The organism is Polynucleobacter sp. AP-Kolm-20A-A1 (assembly GCF_018688315.1).
Classification (GTDB): domain Bacteria; phylum Pseudomonadota; class Gammaproteobacteria; order Burkholderiales; family Burkholderiaceae; genus Polynucleobacter.
Genome location: NZ_CP061315.1, coordinates 1,151,869 through 1,170,147 on the forward strand (window position 1 = coordinate 1,151,869; position 18,279 = coordinate 1,170,147).

Annotated in this window: 22 protein-coding genes; 8 read left to right on the forward strand and 14 right to left on the reverse strand. The window is 46.9% G+C overall.

Features of this window, described 5'->3' with window-relative positions:
- The first annotated feature begins 14 nt into the window (after positions 1–14).
- Genes C2745_RS05730 through purU form a run of 3 tightly spaced genes read left to right on the forward strand, consistent with a single transcriptional unit; the run spans position 15 to position 1,706 of the window.
- Complete coding sequence (locus C2745_RS05730) at positions 15–428, forward strand: surface-adhesin E family protein (protein WP_251368300.1); 414 nt, start codon at positions 15–17, stop codon at positions 426–428.
- A complete protein-coding gene (locus C2745_RS05735; RefSeq protein WP_215383421.1) occupies positions 403–801 on the forward strand; it encodes a hypothetical protein in 399 nt (132 codons plus the stop codon). Before C2745_RS05730 ends, C2745_RS05735 begins: the two co-directional genes overlap by 26 nt.
- 50 nt (positions 802–851) lie before the next feature.
- Positions 852–1,706: a formyltetrahydrofolate deformylase gene (gene purU / locus C2745_RS05740; RefSeq protein WP_215383422.1), complete on the forward strand. Its 855-nt coding sequence runs from the start codon at positions 852–854 to the stop codon at positions 1,704–1,706.
- Positions 1,707–1,711: 5 nt separating this feature from the next.
- On the opposite strand, the gene soxA is transcribed toward purU, so the two are convergent.
- Genes soxA through C2745_RS05770 form a run of 6 tightly spaced genes read right to left on the reverse strand, consistent with a single transcriptional unit; the run spans position 1,712 to position 6,482 of the window.
- On the reverse strand, positions 1,712–2,497 hold the full coding sequence (gene soxA, locus C2745_RS05745; RefSeq protein ID WP_251368301.1) for a sulfur oxidation c-type cytochrome SoxA: 786 nt from the start codon (positions 2,495–2,497) through the stop codon (positions 1,712–1,714).
- Positions 2,494–2,823 (reverse strand): thiosulfate oxidation carrier complex protein SoxZ, encoded by a 330-nt coding sequence (locus C2745_RS05750; protein ID WP_215383423.1) that lies wholly within the window; start codon positions 2,821–2,823, stop codon positions 2,494–2,496. The genes soxA and C2745_RS05750 overlap by 4 nt, the downstream gene beginning before the upstream one ends.
- A complete protein-coding gene (locus C2745_RS05755; protein ID WP_215383424.1) occupies positions 2,820–3,308 on the reverse strand; it encodes a SoxY-related AACIE arm protein in 489 nt (162 codons plus the stop codon). Before C2745_RS05755 ends, C2745_RS05750 begins: the two co-directional genes overlap by 4 nt.
- On the reverse strand, positions 3,305–3,778 hold the full coding sequence (soxX, locus tag C2745_RS05760) for a sulfur oxidation c-type cytochrome SoxX (protein WP_215383425.1): 474 nt from the start codon (positions 3,776–3,778) through the stop codon (positions 3,305–3,307). Before soxX ends, C2745_RS05755 begins: the two co-directional genes overlap by 4 nt.
- Before the next feature lie 27 nt (positions 3,779–3,805).
- Positions 3,806–6,022, reverse strand: coding sequence for a xanthine dehydrogenase family protein molybdopterin-binding subunit (locus tag C2745_RS05765; protein WP_215383426.1), 2,217 nt, complete (start codon positions 6,020–6,022; stop codon positions 3,806–3,808).
- A gap of 10 nt (positions 6,023–6,032) precedes the next feature.
- Positions 6,033–6,482 carry a (2Fe-2S)-binding protein gene (locus C2745_RS05770; RefSeq protein WP_215383427.1) on the reverse strand — a complete coding sequence of 150 codons (450 nt, stop codon included), beginning with the start codon at positions 6,480–6,482 and terminating at the stop codon, positions 6,033–6,035.
- Between the two features lie 123 nt (positions 6,483–6,605).
- Here C2745_RS05770 and C2745_RS05775 point away from each other — a divergent pair, with 123 nt between their 5' ends.
- Entirely contained in the window at positions 6,606–6,956 is a 351-nt protein-coding gene (locus C2745_RS05775) for a CidA/LrgA family protein (RefSeq protein ID WP_215383428.1), read from the forward strand.
- A complete protein-coding gene (locus tag C2745_RS05780) occupies positions 6,949–7,677 on the forward strand; it encodes an LrgB family protein (RefSeq protein WP_215383429.1) in 729 nt (242 codons plus the stop codon). Before C2745_RS05775 ends, C2745_RS05780 begins: the two co-directional genes overlap by 8 nt.
- Positions 7,678–7,681: 4 nt before the next feature.
- Here C2745_RS05780 and C2745_RS05785 read toward each other — a convergent pair whose 3' ends face one another.
- Both C2745_RS05785 and C2745_RS05790 read right to left on the reverse strand, forming a co-directional pair.
- Positions 7,682–7,996 (reverse strand): HigA family addiction module antitoxin, encoded by a 315-nt coding sequence (locus C2745_RS05785; protein WP_215383430.1) that lies wholly within the window; start codon positions 7,994–7,996, stop codon positions 7,682–7,684.
- 24 nt (positions 7,997–8,020) lie between these two features.
- Entirely contained in the window at positions 8,021–9,391 is a 1,371-nt protein-coding gene (locus C2745_RS05790) for an aspartate aminotransferase family protein (protein ID WP_215383431.1), read from the reverse strand.
- 66 nt (positions 9,392–9,457) lie between these two features.
- On the opposite strand from C2745_RS05790, the gene C2745_RS05795 reads away from it, so the two are divergent.
- Entirely contained in the window at positions 9,458–10,450 is a 993-nt protein-coding gene (locus C2745_RS05795; protein ID WP_215383432.1) for a tripartite tricarboxylate transporter substrate binding protein, read from the forward strand.
- Between the two features lie 22 nt (positions 10,451–10,472).
- Positions 10,473–12,062: a gamma-glutamyltransferase family protein gene (locus C2745_RS05800; protein ID WP_215383433.1), complete on the forward strand. Its 1,590-nt coding sequence runs from the start codon at positions 10,473–10,475 to the stop codon at positions 12,060–12,062.
- Between the two features lie 18 nt (positions 12,063–12,080).
- Here C2745_RS05800 and C2745_RS09700 read toward each other — a convergent pair whose 3' ends face one another.
- Positions 12,081–13,415: an ATP-dependent RecD-like DNA helicase gene (locus tag C2745_RS09700; RefSeq protein WP_215383434.1), complete on the reverse strand. Its 1,335-nt coding sequence runs from the start codon at positions 13,413–13,415 to the stop codon at positions 12,081–12,083.
- A 122-nt stretch (positions 13,416–13,537) separates the two neighbouring features.
- On the opposite strand from C2745_RS09700, the gene C2745_RS05810 reads away from it, so the two are divergent.
- Positions 13,538–14,023, forward strand: a complete 486-nt coding sequence (locus C2745_RS05810) for a surface-adhesin E family protein (RefSeq protein WP_215383435.1) — start codon at positions 13,538–13,540, stop codon at positions 14,021–14,023.
- Here C2745_RS05810 and C2745_RS05815 read toward each other — a convergent pair.
- The 5 genes from C2745_RS05815 to C2745_RS05835 form a co-directional block, all read right to left on the reverse strand.
- Positions 14,020–15,156 carry a flagellar biosynthesis protein FlhB gene (locus C2745_RS05815; protein WP_215383436.1) on the reverse strand — a complete coding sequence of 379 codons (1,137 nt, stop codon included), beginning with the start codon at positions 15,154–15,156 and terminating at the stop codon, positions 14,020–14,022. The two genes, C2745_RS05810 and C2745_RS05815, sit on opposite strands and share 4 nt — an antisense overlap.
- A 74-nt stretch (positions 15,157–15,230) precedes the next feature.
- Positions 15,231–15,497, reverse strand: a complete 267-nt coding sequence (locus C2745_RS05820; RefSeq protein ID WP_215383437.1) for a hypothetical protein — start codon at positions 15,495–15,497, stop codon at positions 15,231–15,233.
- Between the two features lie 24 nt (positions 15,498–15,521).
- On the reverse strand, positions 15,522–16,394 hold the full coding sequence (locus C2745_RS05825) for a flagellar motor protein MotB (RefSeq protein WP_215383438.1): 873 nt from the start codon (positions 16,392–16,394) through the stop codon (positions 15,522–15,524).
- A 33-nt stretch (positions 16,395–16,427) separates the two neighbouring features.
- Positions 16,428–17,327 carry a flagellar motor stator protein MotA gene (gene motA / locus C2745_RS05830; RefSeq protein WP_215383439.1) on the reverse strand — a complete coding sequence of 300 codons (900 nt, stop codon included), beginning with the start codon at positions 17,325–17,327 and terminating at the stop codon, positions 16,428–16,430.
- Between the two features lie 17 nt (positions 17,328–17,344).
- Complete coding sequence (locus C2745_RS05835) at positions 17,345–18,268, reverse strand: flagellin (protein WP_215383440.1); 924 nt, start codon at positions 18,266–18,268, stop codon at positions 17,345–17,347.
- Positions 18,269–18,279: the final 11 nt, after the last annotated feature.

Genomic DNA, 18,279 nt, shown 5'->3' on the forward strand with positions numbered 1-18,279 from the left:
TTAAGGATTCTGCAATGAAAAAAATGAAGCTTTCACTTCTCTCTATCGCATCACTCGTACTGACGTTTGCCAACCCCGCTCATGCTGAATGGAAAGAGCTAGGATCAAATGAAGTGATGGCTGTATATGTAGATATGGAAACCGTCAGCACATACGAGGAACTCACTGCAATTGTTTCGATGTTGGATTTCAAAAAACCTGGCGTGAATCCCACCAATAAAAAGCCTGTTGGCTCCATCATTGGATTGAATGAGTACAACTGCCCCGAGGTTAGCTATCGCCCCATTGCTTACAAAGAATATTCTGGCAATAAAGGGAAAGGCAAAATCGTCTCTGACGTCAGAACGCCTGATAGCAAATTTGAGCCTGTCGTTAGCGAATCATGGACGGCTGGGGTGTTTAATGTTGTTTGCAAGATTAAACAATAAATTTTCACTAAGCCTAGCTAAGCGCTGGGCTTTTGTATTTTCATTTATAGGCTTACTGCTTCTGCAAGGGTGCGTAGCGCCAATTGCAGCGATCGGCGCCAGCGGCACTGCTGTGGCAAGCTCCGCAGGCACTACAGCTGCAACTGCAGCAGTAGCAAACCCAATGACAGCAACCAGTCTTGCGTCCACGGCCGCTACTGGTAAATCCCCTTTAGAACATGCTGCCTCAGCAGCCACCAAGAAAGAATGCAGCTTTTTTAACGTCGTGGGCGCTAAGCCAATCTGCATCGACGTTGTCCTACCTCCAGTGACCGATAAAAGCACGCCACTGCTTGGCCCAAGCGACATCACCACAGAGACCGCCAAGCAATAAGCTGGAACAGTCTAAAATCAGGGTTTACACGCATTTTTGATGAATTAGCCATGACAACTGAAAACTACTACCTCACACTCACCTGCCCTAATAAGCCAGGCATTGTTGCCGCAGTATCAACCTACATCTTCGATGCAGGTGGCGACATTGAGGAGGCACAGCAATTTGATGACAAAGCATCAAAGCGTTTCTTTATGCGTGTGAGCTTTAGTTGTCCATCCGATGCCAATGCACTGAAGGCTGGATTTTTAGAAATCGCCAAGCGTTTCGAGTTGACTTGGGAATTGCGCGCCGTTAAAGATCTTAAGCGCGTACTCATCATGGCTTCCAAACTAGATCATTGCTTAGTAGATTTACTCTACCGCTGGCGCATCGGTGAATTGCCGATGATCATTTGCGGCATTGTTTCTAATCACCCGCGCGACGTATATGCCAGCATCGATTTTGCCGACATTCCTTTTTATCATCTGCCAGTAACTGCTGAGACAAAGCCTGCTCAAGAAGCAAGGCTCTTAGAAATTATTGCCGACTCTAAAGTAGACATGGTGATTTTGGCTCGCTATATGCAAATCTTGTCTGATGATCTCTCTACCAAGCTTTCTGGTCGCTGCATCAACGTTCATCACTCCTTCCTACCGAGCTTTAAGGGTGCAAAGCCTTACCACCAGGCCCATGCGCGCGGCATTAAGTTGATTGGCGCAACCGCACACTTTGTCACTAGCGATTTGGATGAAGGCCCAATCATCGAGCAAGACGTGACCCGCGTTACTCATGGCGATACTCCAGAAGATCTCGTTCGCAAAGGTAGAGATCTTGAGCGCACAGTACTCTCCAGAGCATTGCGCTACTACCTACATGATCGCGTGTTGATTAACGGCGCCACCTCAGTAGTCTTTTCAGACTAATACTCCTAAGGCCTCACTCCTGGAGATTCCATGGGGAGGCCTTTAGCACGCCACATCAGAAATAGTTCTAGCTGAGCCATTTCTGATGAACCATAGTCAAACTGCTGCGCTCTGACGCCACTCATGCAGTTGCGCAGTCTGCGCTGAACTGATCCGAGAGTCTGCCACTCCAGCCGATAGATGGGATAGGCATTCGGATGTCCCTGAGGAATAACACTTCCTCCAAGCTTAAGACCTGCCCTGTCTTCGTGACACTGAGCGCACGATAGGTTGAGCTGCCCCATTCTTTTATTGAACCATTGCTCGCCTTGATTCATCTGCGCAGCATTGGCAGCATTCTTTTGCACTGTAATCGGCATACCTTTGGACTGCATCGCAATCAGCGCCGTGAGCGATAGCAACTCTTTGCTTTCATAAGCAAGTTGAGGTGCTTTTTGGGTATTCATTCGGCAAGCGTTAATTTGCCCCTCGAGTGTCTGCAATTTTCCCTTGATCATTTTCGGAAACTGAGCCGCAACACCACGCATAGATTGCTTGACGTCACCATGACAGCTGGCGCATGCAGCATTTTTAGGGCCCAGCTTTTCTTGCCATAGCGCTTGGCCGTCGGTTACCCAGAATATCGCTGGATTAAGGCTGGCATCGTCTTGCATAGCCTTGTTCTCAGAAGACATCAGCTCATAGCTAGATTGTTTTTGCTTAGTTTGAACCTCAGCAGATAGGCTGGATGTTGCCCCTAAAATCAATAGGCTAAGAACACTCGCCGATAAATACGTGCTGATGTTTTTCACGAGACAGTGATGCGCGCCTGACTTGCTGACTCATAGCCATCGTCACCAACCCACCTACATTCAATTGAGCCTGATTCAGTAGCAATCGTTGTGAAAATGATCAAGGGGTTTGCGCCTATACCAGGATAAAAGTCCGCCTTAAAGACTTCAACGTTGTTGTAGGTGCAAGTAAAGACGCGAATAATGTCGCGAGGTATGAGCTTACCGCCTTCTGTATAACGAAAGCCTGACTCCATGTCATGCTGAGCAATCGCACGAATCTCAATAATGGATCCTTTTTTTGCTGTCGCAGGTACTGTGATCGAGGTGCGTGAAGTTTTACTCATACCATCTCCGTACAAGCAGACAGGGTCACTAAAGTTTCCGCTGAGCCACTCCAAAAACTTCCATCACTCATTTGGGCAATAGCCCAAACCGTCTGACTATCCGCCAGACGTACGCGTGTGGTGATATTTGCCGTACCTGAACGGGGCGTTAGATAAGCCGTGAAGATATTGGGCAACGGATTACCTTCTGCAATGACATGAATTGCTTTGACATAGTCATCGGCAGTCATTGGGCTATCTACACTCACCTTCAATACCACCAAGTTACCGTTTTCCACCAAGGGTGGAATGACTAACTTCACTCGCCCATCTTTGATTGGGGCATTTCCAGTGATTTTTTGGATAGCCTCAGATGCATCTTCTTTTTTAGCGAATGCAAATTGAGGAGTAAACCACGCGCCCGCAGTCAATAGAGATAACTTTCCAAGGCCCGTTAGAAAAATACGCCGACTGTTGCTTATGAAATGATTGGTGTGCTTATTCATTTTGGATTTGAATTATTCATGCTTGCTAGAAAGGCAACAACATCTTCGATCTCTTGGCCACTCAAAATAGTTTCACCTTTAAATTTGGCGGCTACTCGATACAAATGATCATCCCGGTAATAACTTGGCATGATCGTATTGGGATTAAAACGGCTGGCGTCCATAATGCGTGCACGCAGCTCGGGAACCGTATATCGCCCTGCACTCACACTTAACTCAGGAGCAAGATTGCCCTGAAAGCGCTCCTCTGGAAATGGCCCGCTATGACATAGAAGGCAAAGACCAGTTTGGCGATTAGCAACAATGGCTCGCCCACGAATAGGATCACCTGGGGTGCTAGTAAGGGGCTGCAAAACTGCGCCCCCTCCATTCACTCCTTCTGCCTGTACTCCGCTTACGGTTTGTGCACCCACTAAACTGAGATTGAGGATGCCCAGCAAAAATATTGCTGGGACATACCTCTTTCTCATGAGTAAAGTTTCAAGGCGCTTACGTCGTTAAACCAGCTTGATGCCGCTGTTCTTCAAAGGAACGGTGCGTAAACGCTTGCCGGTAGCACGATAGATCGCATTGAGCACCGCTGGTGCTGCAACCGCAATCGTTGGTTCACCAACACCACCCCAGTCTTTACCGCCACCTTGAATGATGATGGTTTCAACCTTAGGCATTTGAGAAAGGCGAATTGAATTAAAGGTGTCGAAGTTCTTTTGAACCACCGCGCCTTTTTCAATTGTGATTTCTTCTTCAAACAATGCCGACAAGCCATAAACAAATGAACCAGATACTTGGCGAGCCACTTGAGCTGGATTGACCACATAACCAGGATCAGTAGCAGCAACAATACGATGAATCTTCACTTCGTTACCATTGGTCACTGATAGCTCACAAGCTGCAGCAACATAGCTTCCGAATGAACGCATCTGCGCTACGCCACGATATACGCCTGGTGCAGCTGGCTTAGTCCAGCCGATGCCATCAGCCACAGCATTGAGCACTGCAACAGCACGTGGGAACTCTTTCATATGCTTGCGACGGAATTCAACAGCGTCCATGCCAGTAGCTTCAGCCATCTCATCCATGAATGTTTCAATAAAGATCGCATTTTGGTTGACGTTCACACCACGCCAGAAGCCTGGAGGGACATGAGTATTGCGCATTGCATGATCGATATTCAAATTAGGGAAGCTATAGGTAATACCGTGCTCACCAATTGGCTCTACACCTTGAAACGCCAACGGATCTTTACCCTTATTAGCAGCCACAACCGCAGGACGCACTGCCGCCAAAATAGACTGGCCTGATAAGCGCATATTTACAGCGGTGACATTCTTCTTATCATCAATTGCTGCAGACATTTTGCACATCATGACCGGATGGTAGCGACCCTGAGTCATATCTTCTTCACGAGTCCAAATCAATTTGATTGGCGTGCCTGGCATTTGCTTGGCAATATTGACTGCTTGAGTGGTGTAGTCCTGGAAGGCGCCACGACGACCAAAGCCGCCACCCAAGTTGACCTTGTAGACATTGCACTTCTCTGCAGGCAAACCTGATGCAGCAATTACCGCAGCCAATGAAGCCTCGCCGTCTTGCGTTGGCACCCAAGCTTCGCATGAGTCAGCCGTCCATTTTGCAGTCGCAGTTTGTGGCTCAAGCGTTGCATGATTCAAGAAGGGATAGAAATAGGTAGCTTCTAATTTTTTAGACGCACTAGACATGGCAGATTTCACATCGCCATTGCTGTTATGAACAAATGCATCATCAGCTGTTAAGCCCTCTTCCAGCATCTTCTTAATAGAAGCGCTGCTCACATTGCCGTTGGCGCCGTTGTCCCAAACAATATTCACTTGGTCTAAAGCAGTTTTGGCTTGCCAGAAAGTGTCGGCCACTACTGCTACTGCAGAGTCGCCTACTTGCACTACTTTCTTAACACCCTTCATACTCTGAGCCTTGGCTGCGTCGTAACTCTTAACCTTGCCGCCAAATACTGGAGATTCTTTGATGTTGGCAACCAACATGCCAGGCATCTTCAAATCAATTGCATAAATTTGCTTACCTGTGACCTTGTCAGCCACGCCATCAATACGGTTTACAGACTTACCAATGAGCTTCCACTCTTTTGGATCTTTCAATGGCACATCTTTTGGAACTTCCAACTGTGATGCAGCTACCGATACTTTTCCGAAAGTTGTTTTTTTGCCGGATGGTGTGTGGGTAATGACGCTGTCTTTTGCTACGCACTCTTCTACAGGTACATTCCATTGGTTAGCCGCAGCCTGAATCAACATCATGCGTGCAGCAGCGCCACCTTTGCGAACGTACTGTTCAGAGGTGCGGATACCGCGACTACCGCCAGTAGAGTAACTACCCCATGCGAGTTTGCGCTTTAAGTTTTCTGCTGGTGATGGATAGTCATAGGAAACTTTTTTCCAATCACACTGCAACTCTTCAGCAACCATTTGCGCCAAACCAGTAATTGTTCCCTGACCCATCTCTGAGCGAACAATACGAACAATGACATCATCATTTGGCTTAACTACCACCCAGATACCAATTTCAGGGGAAGCTAATGGTGTCATGGCTGTAGTGCCAGTGCCCATTGCAGCATTTGCTGAAGAAATTAAGGAAAGATCAAAGCCAATAGCCAAGCCAGTAGCAATGGCACTGGAGCCAATAACAAAATGACGGCGGGAAGTATTTGTATTTGTAGTCATGTCTTTCCCCTTATGCCTTGCTTACTGCATGAATAGCATCACGCACTTGTTGGAAGGTTCCGCAACGGCAGATATTTGTAACAGCTGCATCAATTTGCGCATCAGTTGGTTTTGGAGTGTTACGCAAGAGCGCTGTAGTCGCCATCACCATGCCAGATTGGCAGTAACCACATTGCGGCACTTGATTGTCTACCCAAGCCTTTTGCACTTTGGAGAGTTGTCCATTCTTTTCAAGACTCTCAATGGTTTCAATCTTTTTGCCTTCAGCAGCAGAAACTGGAATAGAGCAACTACGAATTGCTTGTCCTTCGAAGAGCACAGTGCAAGCACCACATTGACCTACGCCACAGCCATACTTAGTTCCGGTTAATCCGACTTGCTCACGAATTACCCAAAGCAACGGGGTGTCTGGATCGACATCCAGTTTGTATTTTTTGCCATTGACATTTAAATCTGCCATGAGTGCTCTCCTATTAAGTCTTTTTGTTCTGAGGATTCCTAAGAACCCCTTCTTTTGGTGTGTTTATCTTAACCAAGAATTCATATATTGCTATGCAGCATAAATCAGGGGCAGTAAGATCGGATGATGATCTTCGGCTTCGTACAAATCCTGTTATTTCAAAGTCTTGGGGAGCTTGTATCCAAGTTCTTGCTACCCACCCTGCCGGGGCCAGTAATTGGCCTTGTTCTCCTGGTCTTATGGCTTGTCCTACGTAAGGGCATTCAGGCTGATTTGGCAATGGTTGCCGACGGCTTTAGCCAGTATCTCGGCTTGCTGTTTGTGCCAGCAGCTGTAGGTGTAGTGCTCTTTCTGCCGCAACTTCAGGCCAACGCTTTGGCAATTATTAGCGCATTGGTTGGCAGCGTCATTCTCACGATCGCATCGGCTGCCCTAGTTGCACGCTTTTTGAGTAGGGGTCTCGATCATGACTGAGAAGCACTCTATTGTTGAAATCTGGGTTTACCTTTCTGGCAGCCCACTCTTTGCGCTCTTCATTACCCTTGCTGCATATCAGATCGGCCTGTCGATTTACAAAGCAAGCAAACAGAATCCTTTGGCCAACCCTGTTGCCATTGCCATCTTATTAGTTGCAAGCGCCATACAGCTTATTGAAATGCCCTACTCAACTTACTTTGAGGGCGCTCAATTTATTCACTTTCTCTTGGGCTCCGCAACAGTCTCTTTAGCAATCCCTATCTATCGTGGCCTAAGCAGTCTCAAGGGTAGATCCATCCCACTAATTGCTTCGCTTTGCACTGGCGGCTTGGTTTCGATTATTAGCGCTGTAGGAATTGCAACCCTGCTGGGCGCAGACTCTAGCATCACTGGCGCAATGTATCCCAAGTCCGTCACGGCACCGATTGCAATGGGTATTGCTGAACGCATTGGGGTGTCTCCAACCTTAACCGCCATCTTTGCTGTCAGCACCGGAATCTTGGGGGCTATTTTGGCGCCCTTTGTACTCAATGCTCTGGGTATGAAGCGCTGGTGGCAACGCGGTTTTGCGATTGGTATTGGCGCCCACGGTATTGGCACATCACGGGCCTTTAGCATTCATCCGGAGGCAGGTACTTATGCAAGCCTAGCAATGGGAATGAACGGGGTAATCAGTGCGGTAGCGATACCGGTGATTTATCACATATTGAATCGCTAACTTTTTATGCGGCCAACAACTCCGGAATTTGTACTTGCTTCACTTTGGGCTTAATGGTCTTTCTTGCTTTCCACAAGTCGTAAGCAGACTGTTGAGCCAGCCAAATACTGGCGCTGCCGCCATTTTCAACGCCTAACCATGCCTCGATTCTCAATGCCATCTCTGGTGAAATTGCTGCCTTTGCATTTAGCACTCGAGATAAAGCGGCCCTGGTAACCCCCAACTGCTCTGCAGCAGCGGTTACGGTAATACCAAGAGCAGGAAGAATATCGTCTCGCAACGTAAGACCTGGATGCGGAGGGTTATGCATTTTTTTCATTTTTATCATTAATGGCAGGCGTGGTTAATTCACCTTCATTGCCGCATCAATTGCATCACTCAGTGCGCTACAGAGAAACTCAACCTCTTCTGGTTTAGAGATGAATGGTGGGCCAACAGCAATGCAGTCACCTGCTACTCGCACAAGCGCACCTCTTTCAATGCAGGCTTCCAATACTTTCATTGAGCGTAGGCCTGGCTTGCCTGGAACAGGGTCTAGATCCACTGCACCAGATAAACCCATATTGCGAATATCCAGAATTCCCGATTTACCCTTCAGGGCATGCAAACCATTTTCAAGAACCGGCTCTAATGCTTTTGCGCGATTGACCAAATCATCAGATTCAAAAATATCCAAGACGGCATGTCCTGCAGCTGTAGGTATTGGATGGCCTGAGTAGGTGTAGCCATGGAAGAACTCAATAGCCTGCTCTTGCCCACCGTTCGCAATAATGCTGTCGTAGATATCACCTCTCACGATGACGCCGCCCAATGGAATTACGCCATTTGTAATAGCCTTAGCGAAAGTAATCATGTCTGGCACAACCCCAAATCGATCAGCGCCAAAGTTGGCACCCAAACGACCAAAGCCTGTAATGACTTCATCAAATATCAATAAGATGCCGTGCTTAGTACAAATCTCACGAATCTTTTGCAAGTAACCTTCGGGAGGAACAATCACTCCAGTTGATCCTTGTACAGGCTCCAAGATAACCGCAGCAATCGTATTGGCATCATGAAGCGCAACAATCTTTTCTAATTCATCAGCTAAGTGAGCGCCCCAAGTTGGTTGACCTTTTGAAAAAGCCATTTGAGAGAGATTCAAGGTATGCGGCAAGTGATCAACGCCAGGCATCATCATGCTGGCGAACATCTTGCGATTGGCAACCATGCCGCCCACTGAAATTCCACCCATGCCGACGCCGTGATAAGCGCGATCACGACCAATCATGCGCGTGCGTGAGGCATTACCCATGACACGGTGATAGCCAATAGCAATCTTCAAGGCCGTATCGACTGCTTCTGAGCCAGAATTGGTAAAGAACACCTTATCCAATCCCTTTGGCGCCATCGCCGCAATACGACTAGCCAGACGAAATGTTGCTTCACTGGCCATCTGGAATGCTGGGCAATAGTCCATGGTTTCATATTGCTTTTGAATAGCTGCACCAATACGTGGATCAGCATGCCCTAAAGGGGAGCACCAAAGGCCCGATAAACCATCAAATAACTTTCGACCCTGATCGTCAAAGTAGTAAGCTCCCTTAGCAGACTGCATGATCTTAGGATGCTGATGAAAGTAGCGATTTGGTGTGAACGGTATCCAGTAGGCTGACATATCAATTCCGCCACCGTTGACACTGCTATGTTTTGTCTCTGTTTTGCTTGTTGTCATATTTTTTAGTTTTCTTGATCTAAACCACTTACGCAATTTTCTACTACTATATAACTGATCACATTCATGGACACAAAAATGAAAGTATTTAAATCTCTATCCATTGGTTTAGTTGGCGGACTACTCTTATCCGCATCAGTTTATGCAGCCCCAGATATTGATTGGCCTAAAAAGCCTATCGTTGCCGTGGTGTCTTTTCCTGCCGGTGGCTCTACCGATATTTTTGCGCGCAGTGTGACTGCCCCGCTATCCGAAGCACTTGGGCAATCGATTGTGGTGGAGAACAAACCTGGTGCGGGCGGCATGATTGGCTTGCAAGCAGCTGCCAAGGCTGCCCCTGATGGTTACACCATCCACATTAGCGCACTTACCAATCAATCTATTTCAACAGCGCTCTTTAAAAATCCGCCTGCAGACTTACAAAAAGATTTTGCTCCTGTTGCACTCATCGGGACAATTCCACATCTCATTGTTGTGAACCCAACAGTGCCAGCAAAAAATTTGCCAGAGTTAATTGCATTCATTAAATCCAAAAAAGGCGAATTTAATTACGCCTCTCAAGGTAACGGCAGCCTTTCACATCTCGAATCCACTTTATTTATGCAGCGCATTGGCGCAACTGGCACACATATTCCCTACAAAGGTAGCAGCTTTGCTTTGCCTGACTTGATTGCTGGCAATACGCTCATGATGTTTGATAGTGTGACCGCCTCCCTGCCTCATATTCAGAGCGGCAAGCTACGCCCTATTGCTATTGCAGCAGCAGAGCGTTCCCCTTTAATGCCGAATGTGCCAACTTTAGGCCAAGATGGTATGAAGCAGTTTGATGTCGAGAACTTTTACGCCATTTACGTTCCAAAAGGAACTTCACCTGCGATCATTGCAAAGTTAGAGCGAGAAATTCGGAAGATTTTGACCAATCCAGATTTCAAAGCACGTATGGCAACCCAAGGCATCCATCCACAATTTGCAAACTCAGAGCAGTTAGGACTAATTACCGCCTCTGAAGCCAACAAATGGGAGAAGGTAGTAAAGTCAGCAAATATTAAAGTTGATTAAGCCATTAAATAGATAAGCACTTATGTTGATTTCTCCTCCCTTTGGCGGTGGCCGCGCTCCGGTACTCGCCCGCAACACGGTTGCCAGTTCCCAGCCCTTAGCTACACAAGCTGGGATAGAAGCACTACAGAATGGTGGCAATGCTGTTGATGCTGCTTTAGCAACCGCCATCACCCTCACCGTCGTAGAGCCGACCATGAATGGCTTAGGTGGCGATGGCTTTGCAATTCTCTGGGATGGCAAAAAAATACATGGCTTGAATGCTTCAGGCCGAGCTCCTGCTGCCTGGACGCCGGAATACTTTGCAGGCAAATCCGCCATGGATCTCATTGGCTGGAATACCGTCACAGTACCTGGCATGGTTGCAGGCTGGGTTGAGTTATCACGCAAGTTTGGCAAACTCCCCTTCGCACAATTATTTAAGCGTGCGATTGACTATGCGGAAAATGGCTTTCCTGTATCACCGGTAATTGCACGTCAATGGCGTGAAGCGATTCCGATTCTCAAGAATCAACCTGGTTTTAGTGAATCATTCTTGATTGATGGTAAAGCTCCGCAAGCAGGTCAAATCTGGAAGTACCCAGCGCAAGCTAAGACCCTGAAAGAAATTGCCGCCACTGAAGGCGCATCATTCTATAAAGGCCCTCTTGCTCAAAGCATGGTGGACTTTGCACAAGCTTCTGGTGGTTGCTTCACAATGCAAGACTTTGCAGACAATCAGCCCGAATGGGTTGAGCCGCTAGCCTTTGATTATGGCGACTACACCCTCCATGAAATCCCCCCTAATGGTTCAGGCATTGCCGCGCAAATTGCTTTAGGCATTTTGCAAGCAGCAAACGTCAAGCAATATCCTGCAAACTCTGCACAGCGCATTCATTTGCAAATTGAAGCAATGCGTATGGCATTTGCCGATGTCTATGCTTACGTTTCTGATGCTCGCTCTATGCAAATGCCAGTAAGCTCTTTATTAAACAGAGATTACTTAGCTAGTCGCGCAGCGATGATTGATCACAACAAGGCCGGCACTTATGGTGCCGGTGATCCGCATTCAGGTGGTACGGTGTATCTATGCGCAGCCGATGAATCCGGCATGATGATTTCATATATTCAATCGAACTTCAAAGGCTTTGGCTCCGGAGTTGTTGCCCCAGGCGGTATTGCTTTCCATAATCGCGGCATGAGCTTCCGATTGGAAGATGGACACCCCAATCAAGTAGGTCCAGGCAAGCGCCCTTTCCACACCATTCTTCCTGCATTCCTAAGTAAAGATGGCAAACCAACGATGGCATTTGGTGTGATGGGCGGCAATATGCAACCCCAGGGTCATATTCAATTTGTGATGCGCTTTGTGGATGAGTATCTCAATCCGCAGGCATGTTCTGATTCGCCACGCTGGCGTATTGATGATTTAGGCAAGCTCACCGTTGAAGCGTCGATGCCAGCAAGCGTTGTCGAAGGATTAAAAGCGCTAGGCCATGAAGTAGCCGTACAACCAGCCAGCAGCTTGGACTTTGGTAGCGCACAAGCAATTGCCAAAATTAACGATGATGCAGATTCTGCTTACATTGCTGGTAGCGATCACCGCAGGGATGGCTTAGCTGCCGGGTTTTAAACTTCTTAGCGAATGTTGCTATTGAGAATTTGGCAAACAATTTAGGTAGAAGCGCTTAATCTCCTGATCGCAACTCACATCCTTAGGCTCGATCGGCCTTTGCAGAGAAATACCTTCAATTGTTTTGCAGCGACTCAAGGCAACATAAACCTGCCCTGATGCGAATGCGCCAGATGAAAGATCGACCTTCACTTTATCCAGCGTCTTGCCCTGGCTCTTATGAATGGTTACTGCCCAAGCTAGCATGAGTGGTATCTGAACATAAGTACCAATAATGCTGGGAGAGATTTTTCCAGACATCATGTCGTGATCGTAGCGGTAGGACTCCCACTGGTGCCCCATTACTTCAACTGTATTTGAGTACGGCCCATTCTTCACCATGACCTTGACCTTGTCTGGCAGAAGCTCGCGCACCACACCTATCGTGCCATTCACCCAGCGCTTTGGAAATCCCGGATCCGTTGCTGTGAACATCACCTTAGCGCCTACTTTTAAGGCCAGGTTATTAGCAGATGGCAGATTACGTTCATCAATATTGAACTTGCCTGTGGTTTTACCGCTATAAACTTTGACATCAGCGTCAATGGCTCGCAGACCTGCGCCGTTAATTTGATCCGCTCTTGCATTGGTAGTAGTCAGGGTAATGGTTTCTTCATCTACCTCTTGGTTTGCTCTGAAACACTGAGCATTCAGAGTATCAATTGCCTCATCAACATCGTGATTGATCCGAATTCGATTTAATAGGCTTGCAAAGTGCTCGTCTTTTTGGCGAAAGATCTTAGAGAGCTCCACCATCGTTACATCTTTGCGATGCAGTGCCATTGCGCAGAAAAAATATGGGCCCTCATATCCTCGATCAGCCAATACTTGCATATCAGAGCTAGAAACCACCGGCGGCAGCTGAAATAAGTCCCCAACAAACATCACCTGAATACCGCCGAAGGGTTTACCTCTTTGCGGACCGTTCTCGCGCAAAAATAAATCCATTGCGTCCACAACGTCAGCGCGGACCATAGAAATCTCATCAATGATCAGCAAACGAATATCTTTGTAGAGGCGCTTATCCCGCAGCGGCTTAATATCTTCTTCCGGAAAAATTAAGCGTGGTGGCAGACGGAAAAAAGAATGAATTGTCACTCCCTTCACCTGAAGTGCGGCTACGCCTGTAGGCGCCACCACTACAACATTGCCTGGAATCGTGTCGCGCAAATACCCAATGAGGGTAGTTTTGCCTGTGCCAGCTTTACCACTAACAAAGATATAGGGATCGTGACGCTCAATAGCCTCTATGACCGCCTGATAGTCAGGGGTTATCTCAATTCCGGGTGCTTCAGGAGTATTGGCTGGGGTCATGAAAGATTTTGGAGGATTTGAGCCTACAAATGGGCTCAAACTACTGATTAGTGTAACGAAAACCCCATGGTCACAATGATTTAATCTAAAATGCCCATTAGCCCCAACAGACTTAATGGCCCATGAAAAAAATTCACTTCTCCCTGCTCATTGCTTTACTACTGACCAGCTTTCACGCTGCAGCAGAATGGACCGCAATCGATGAGGAAAAAGGGGCTTACTATGATGCCGCCTCATTGCAGCCTGAAGGTCAGCTTGTAAAAGTGTGGGCGCTACAAAATTACAAGAAGGCGCTTCCTCTCGGAAATAAAGTTACCCGATCCAAGAAAATCTTCTTGGAGAATAACTGCCTTAACTCTCAAGTGAGAACGCTGGCCTTTAGCTTTATGACTGAAGAAATGGGTGAAGGCTATCCTATTCCTGGCTTTCCACTCATTAGCACCAGTAGCTACGCTAAATGGCGTGCCGTCGAACCCAATAGCTTTGATCAGATCTTATTTAATAAAGTGTGTCGTCCTAGCGCGCCTTCTACTACTCAGTCACTGCAAGATGGCGAAGAAATCGTTTCTCCAGCTGTTGCGCCAGTGGACGATAAAAACCGAATTTAAGCCCTAGCCCGCTGGAACTTGGTAGGCTCTAAATCTGGAAGTGGTCCAACATCTGGTAAATCAAGGCTGCCAGCTTCTTGCTTCATCTCATAAGCCCAGGCTAATACTTTTGCCACTGCCTCAAACAATTGAAATGGAATAGCCTCGCCAATTTCTAGGCGCGAATACATTAAACGCGCCAAAGGCGGAATACGAGCAATCGGCACTTGATGGTCTTTAGCAATATCCTGAATACGCAGCGCTATATCGTCTGAGCCTTTAGCCACAACCACTGGGGCAGCCATCTTCTCCTGGTCATAACGAATCGCGACTGAATAGTGCTCTGGATTGGCCAGCACGACGTCTGCCTTTTCAATTGCCGCCATCATCCTTGAGGTAGATAGCTGTCTTTGCTTCTGACGGATCCGCGCGCGCATTTCTGGGGAGCCCTCAGACTCTTTAATCTCCTGTTTCATCTCTTCTTGAGACATACGCATTTGTTTGCGGAAATTAAACCATTGGAAAAAAGTATCTCCAAAGGCAATCAAAATCATTGGGATCAATAAAAATAGAAACCCATAAATAATTAATCGATAGGACTCCGCAAAAGCAACGTTAAGATCTTGATTGGCAATCATGGTGAGACTGCCCCACAAGCCAACCATATAAGTCAGGCCAACCGATAACAGCAAAGAGGCTTTGAAAATATTCTTCAGCAATTCGACCAGCGTATTGACAGAGAACATGCGCCCCATGCCACTAATCGGATCTAAGCGATTGCCGTTGAACTTAAATACAAAATAGGGTCTGAATGCGACCAGCGTTAATGGGGACAAGAAAGAAATCACCCACAGTGGAATCACAATCAGCAGGAGCACACCACAGAATGCTAGGAGAGAACCTGAACCCCAAAGCAAGATGTCATCCAAAATACGATTAGGATCGCCGAAGGTTAAGCCGCCCTTCACCATGCGCACCATTTGATCCATAAAGAGCGGGCCAAATGCCAAAAAAGCCATAGGCACAACTGCCAGCATGGCAAAAGTGGTTAAGTCTCTGGATTGGGGGAGCTGCCCCTCCTCACGCGCTTTCTGTAGCCGCCGCTCGGTGGGGTCTAACGACCGCTCTTCGTCCTTATCATTCTCTTCTGCCAAGCGCTTATTTCCTTGAACTCATTTCTTTGAAACAACCCGGAAATAATACCTCTAAATATTGAAACTACCGGTTTTTAGAGCTTATGGCGCTTCTTGTAGTCCTCAACCATGCTTGGGGTCACGGTAATGGAATAGCAAATAGGTGCAGAAGCACTTTTGGAGGAATAAGCACTGCGATAACCACACTGCCTACCGTCTGGATGGGTGCTATAGGGACAAGGACAGATGCCTTTGTAATTTGCGATCGATTCTTTGATGATTTCTTTGGTAATTTCATCATCACTCGGACCGCCATAAGCGAATCCAGAGAATAGCACCAGAGCAGCAAGAATAATTTTCATGATATTAAAAATTATTCAAATTTTTTAAGGCTTACTTGGTGCAGCCCCTTTTGGTGGCTCTACTTTAAAGACAATATCTTTTTCGTTTTCTGCATTCGGATTTGGAGCCTTCACCTTTGCCTTAGGTGTAAACGCAGTAATCGTAATACGGCGATTTAATGGGTTACGTGGATCATCTTTGACAAATAAATTATTGTCGGCATACCCAATCACTTCATAGATCTTGCTTTCAGACAAGCCGCCAGCAAGCAACTCACGTCTTGCAGCATTTGCACGGTCTGCAGAGAGTTCCCAGTTAGTATAGGTTGCACCTGGACGATATGCAGATCCATCCGTATGCCCTTCCACCTTAATCTTAAAGCGGGAAGATGACAGCGGCTTGCCAAGCTTTTGCAATACTTGTGCAGTAGTTGCTTCAAGCGTAGAGCTGCCCAAGACAAACATCGGCTTTTTGTTTTCAGCCAAAGTAATAGTCAGACCATCAGGCGTTTCTTCGATCAGCAGATCGTTACTATTTTTCATCAAATCAGCGTTGTCTTTGATGAATGCTTCAATTTCTCTACGGAGTTCTTTCAGGCGCTCTAGATAGGCCTTAGCTTCCTCAAGATCATCAATGATGGTTTCGTCTTTGGTATCAGACTTATCTTCACCAATGGCATTCGCAGTTGAATCGGCAACTTGATTCTTGGAGTTACCCTTAAAGTAATCCGCAATGCTGTCTTTTTGCGTCTGCGGAATCATACTCACAATCCACATAATCAAGAAGAACACCATCATCGCCGTCACGAAGTCAGCATAAGCAATCTTCCATTGACCGCCATGAGACATTTTTTGGCGCTTGCGCGCACGTCTCATGATGTAGACGATCGGTTGTGGATCTTTAGGATCTAAGGGCACAGTGGCAACTCTTAAAAATGAGAGTAAATCGGATTAGCGGTTGCCGCTACGAAGAATATCGCGGGTACGCAATTCCAAATCATCAAATGTTGGACGTTGGTCAGAGTAAAGCACCTTACGACCAAACTCTACCGCAGCAAACGGCGGGAAATCATTTAAGTATGCCAACAAGATTGCTTTTACAGATGAGAACGGACGCAACTCAACATCGGCATTGTGTTCGAGAATCTTTGCCAATGGGGTGACGATTGAGTATGAAAGCAACACACCCAAGAAAGTTCCCACCATCGCAGCAGCGATCTTTTCGCCAATAGATGGCTGGTTGATGGACTGCAAGGCAATAACTACGCCCATAATCGCAGCCACAATACCAAAAGCAGGCAAGCCGTCAGCCACGGTGTGCACCGCATCTGCAGCTACGCGCAACTCTTCCTCTAATACTTCAATCTCTTGCTCCATCAAGCTCTCAAACTGACCTAAGTTCATTGAGCCACCGAGCATCATGCGCATGTACTCAGAGATAAAGCCTGTTAAGCGTGCATCGTTTAGTACATCAGGATATTTTGCAAAGATTGGGCTGGTGTATGGAGCCTCAATATCTTCTTCAATTGACTTCATGCCATGACGATTGACTTTTTGAAGCAGCTCAAACATCAAGCAAAGCAACTCTAAGTTCATTGCCAAACCATTTGAATCTGGAACGAAAATAGTCTTCATTGAAGCGCCGATTTTCTTCAGTACCCTGCCCTTGTTTGAAGCAACCATCGCTCCAAAGGCAGCGCCAATAATGATGACAAATTCCCATGGCTGCCATAAATGATGAAGCGCATTGATTGCAACAGTTGGTGTGAGAGTCTCACCCATGGAGCTCACGCCAAGATAGCCGCCAAAAATACAGGCTAAAGCGATAAGTAAACCGATCGATAAATTCATGATGAACCTAGTAGCTGTTAAAGCTTCTCAAAAAGGGATGAAGACTGCATTTTCGCAAAAATGCTCTGGGCAGCCTGTAAAAGCGTTTGGGAACGAGCCAATCCTGCTGAAGCCTCAGCAATATCAGTGTCTAACAGGGTTGCGCGTGCATTTTCCAAGTCCGTAAGCTTACCACCCACGGAATCCTGGGCGCTACTCACCTGCTTGCTCATCAGGCCAGCCTTCACTTGGGAAGCCTTTACCTGGGTGATAGCTGCATCAAGGGCGGCCACCTGTGCTGAGGAAGGCTGATTGCCAGCCAACAGCGCATCGGAAACGTCCTTAACGGCTTGCAATACGTTTGTATATCCAGCTACAGGTTTACTAGCATCAGGAACGCCGACATTTGGGTAATGTGTTGGATCTGAAGCTAAAACATAAACACCCATGCTCTCGGACAGGCTGATGCCTTCTGCAACAGTAATGCCTGGCTCAATTTGTACTTGACCCATTGCAGTGTCGAAAGTTTGAGTAGTTGCTGGATCTTTAAGAGGCTTCAAAATTGGCTGGCCAGATGAATCACTGGCAGCGCTAAATTGCATTACTGAATCACTTAAGCTTTTTGCCTTTTGTGCCAGCGCAGCTAAGTCACTTTGACCGGAGGCACCTTGTGCCTGCACCACCACTTGCTTCAAGGAAGCCATTGCACCGTAAATAGATGACAACTGTGAAGTGATGTTATCAAGGCGATTAGTCATCAGCTCTTGATTGGTTTTAAACATGTCATATTGAGCTTTATCAAATGACAGCTTTAAACCCAAAGTCACAGCTTGTGGATTCTCAGAGGCTTGAGTGTATTTTTTTCCAGAAGAAATTTGAGTCTGGAATCTTACTGCCTCACTGGCGTGATCCTGAATGGACTGAACGCCTGCATCGAAAATTTGATTGCTACTGATTCTCATAAATATCTCTC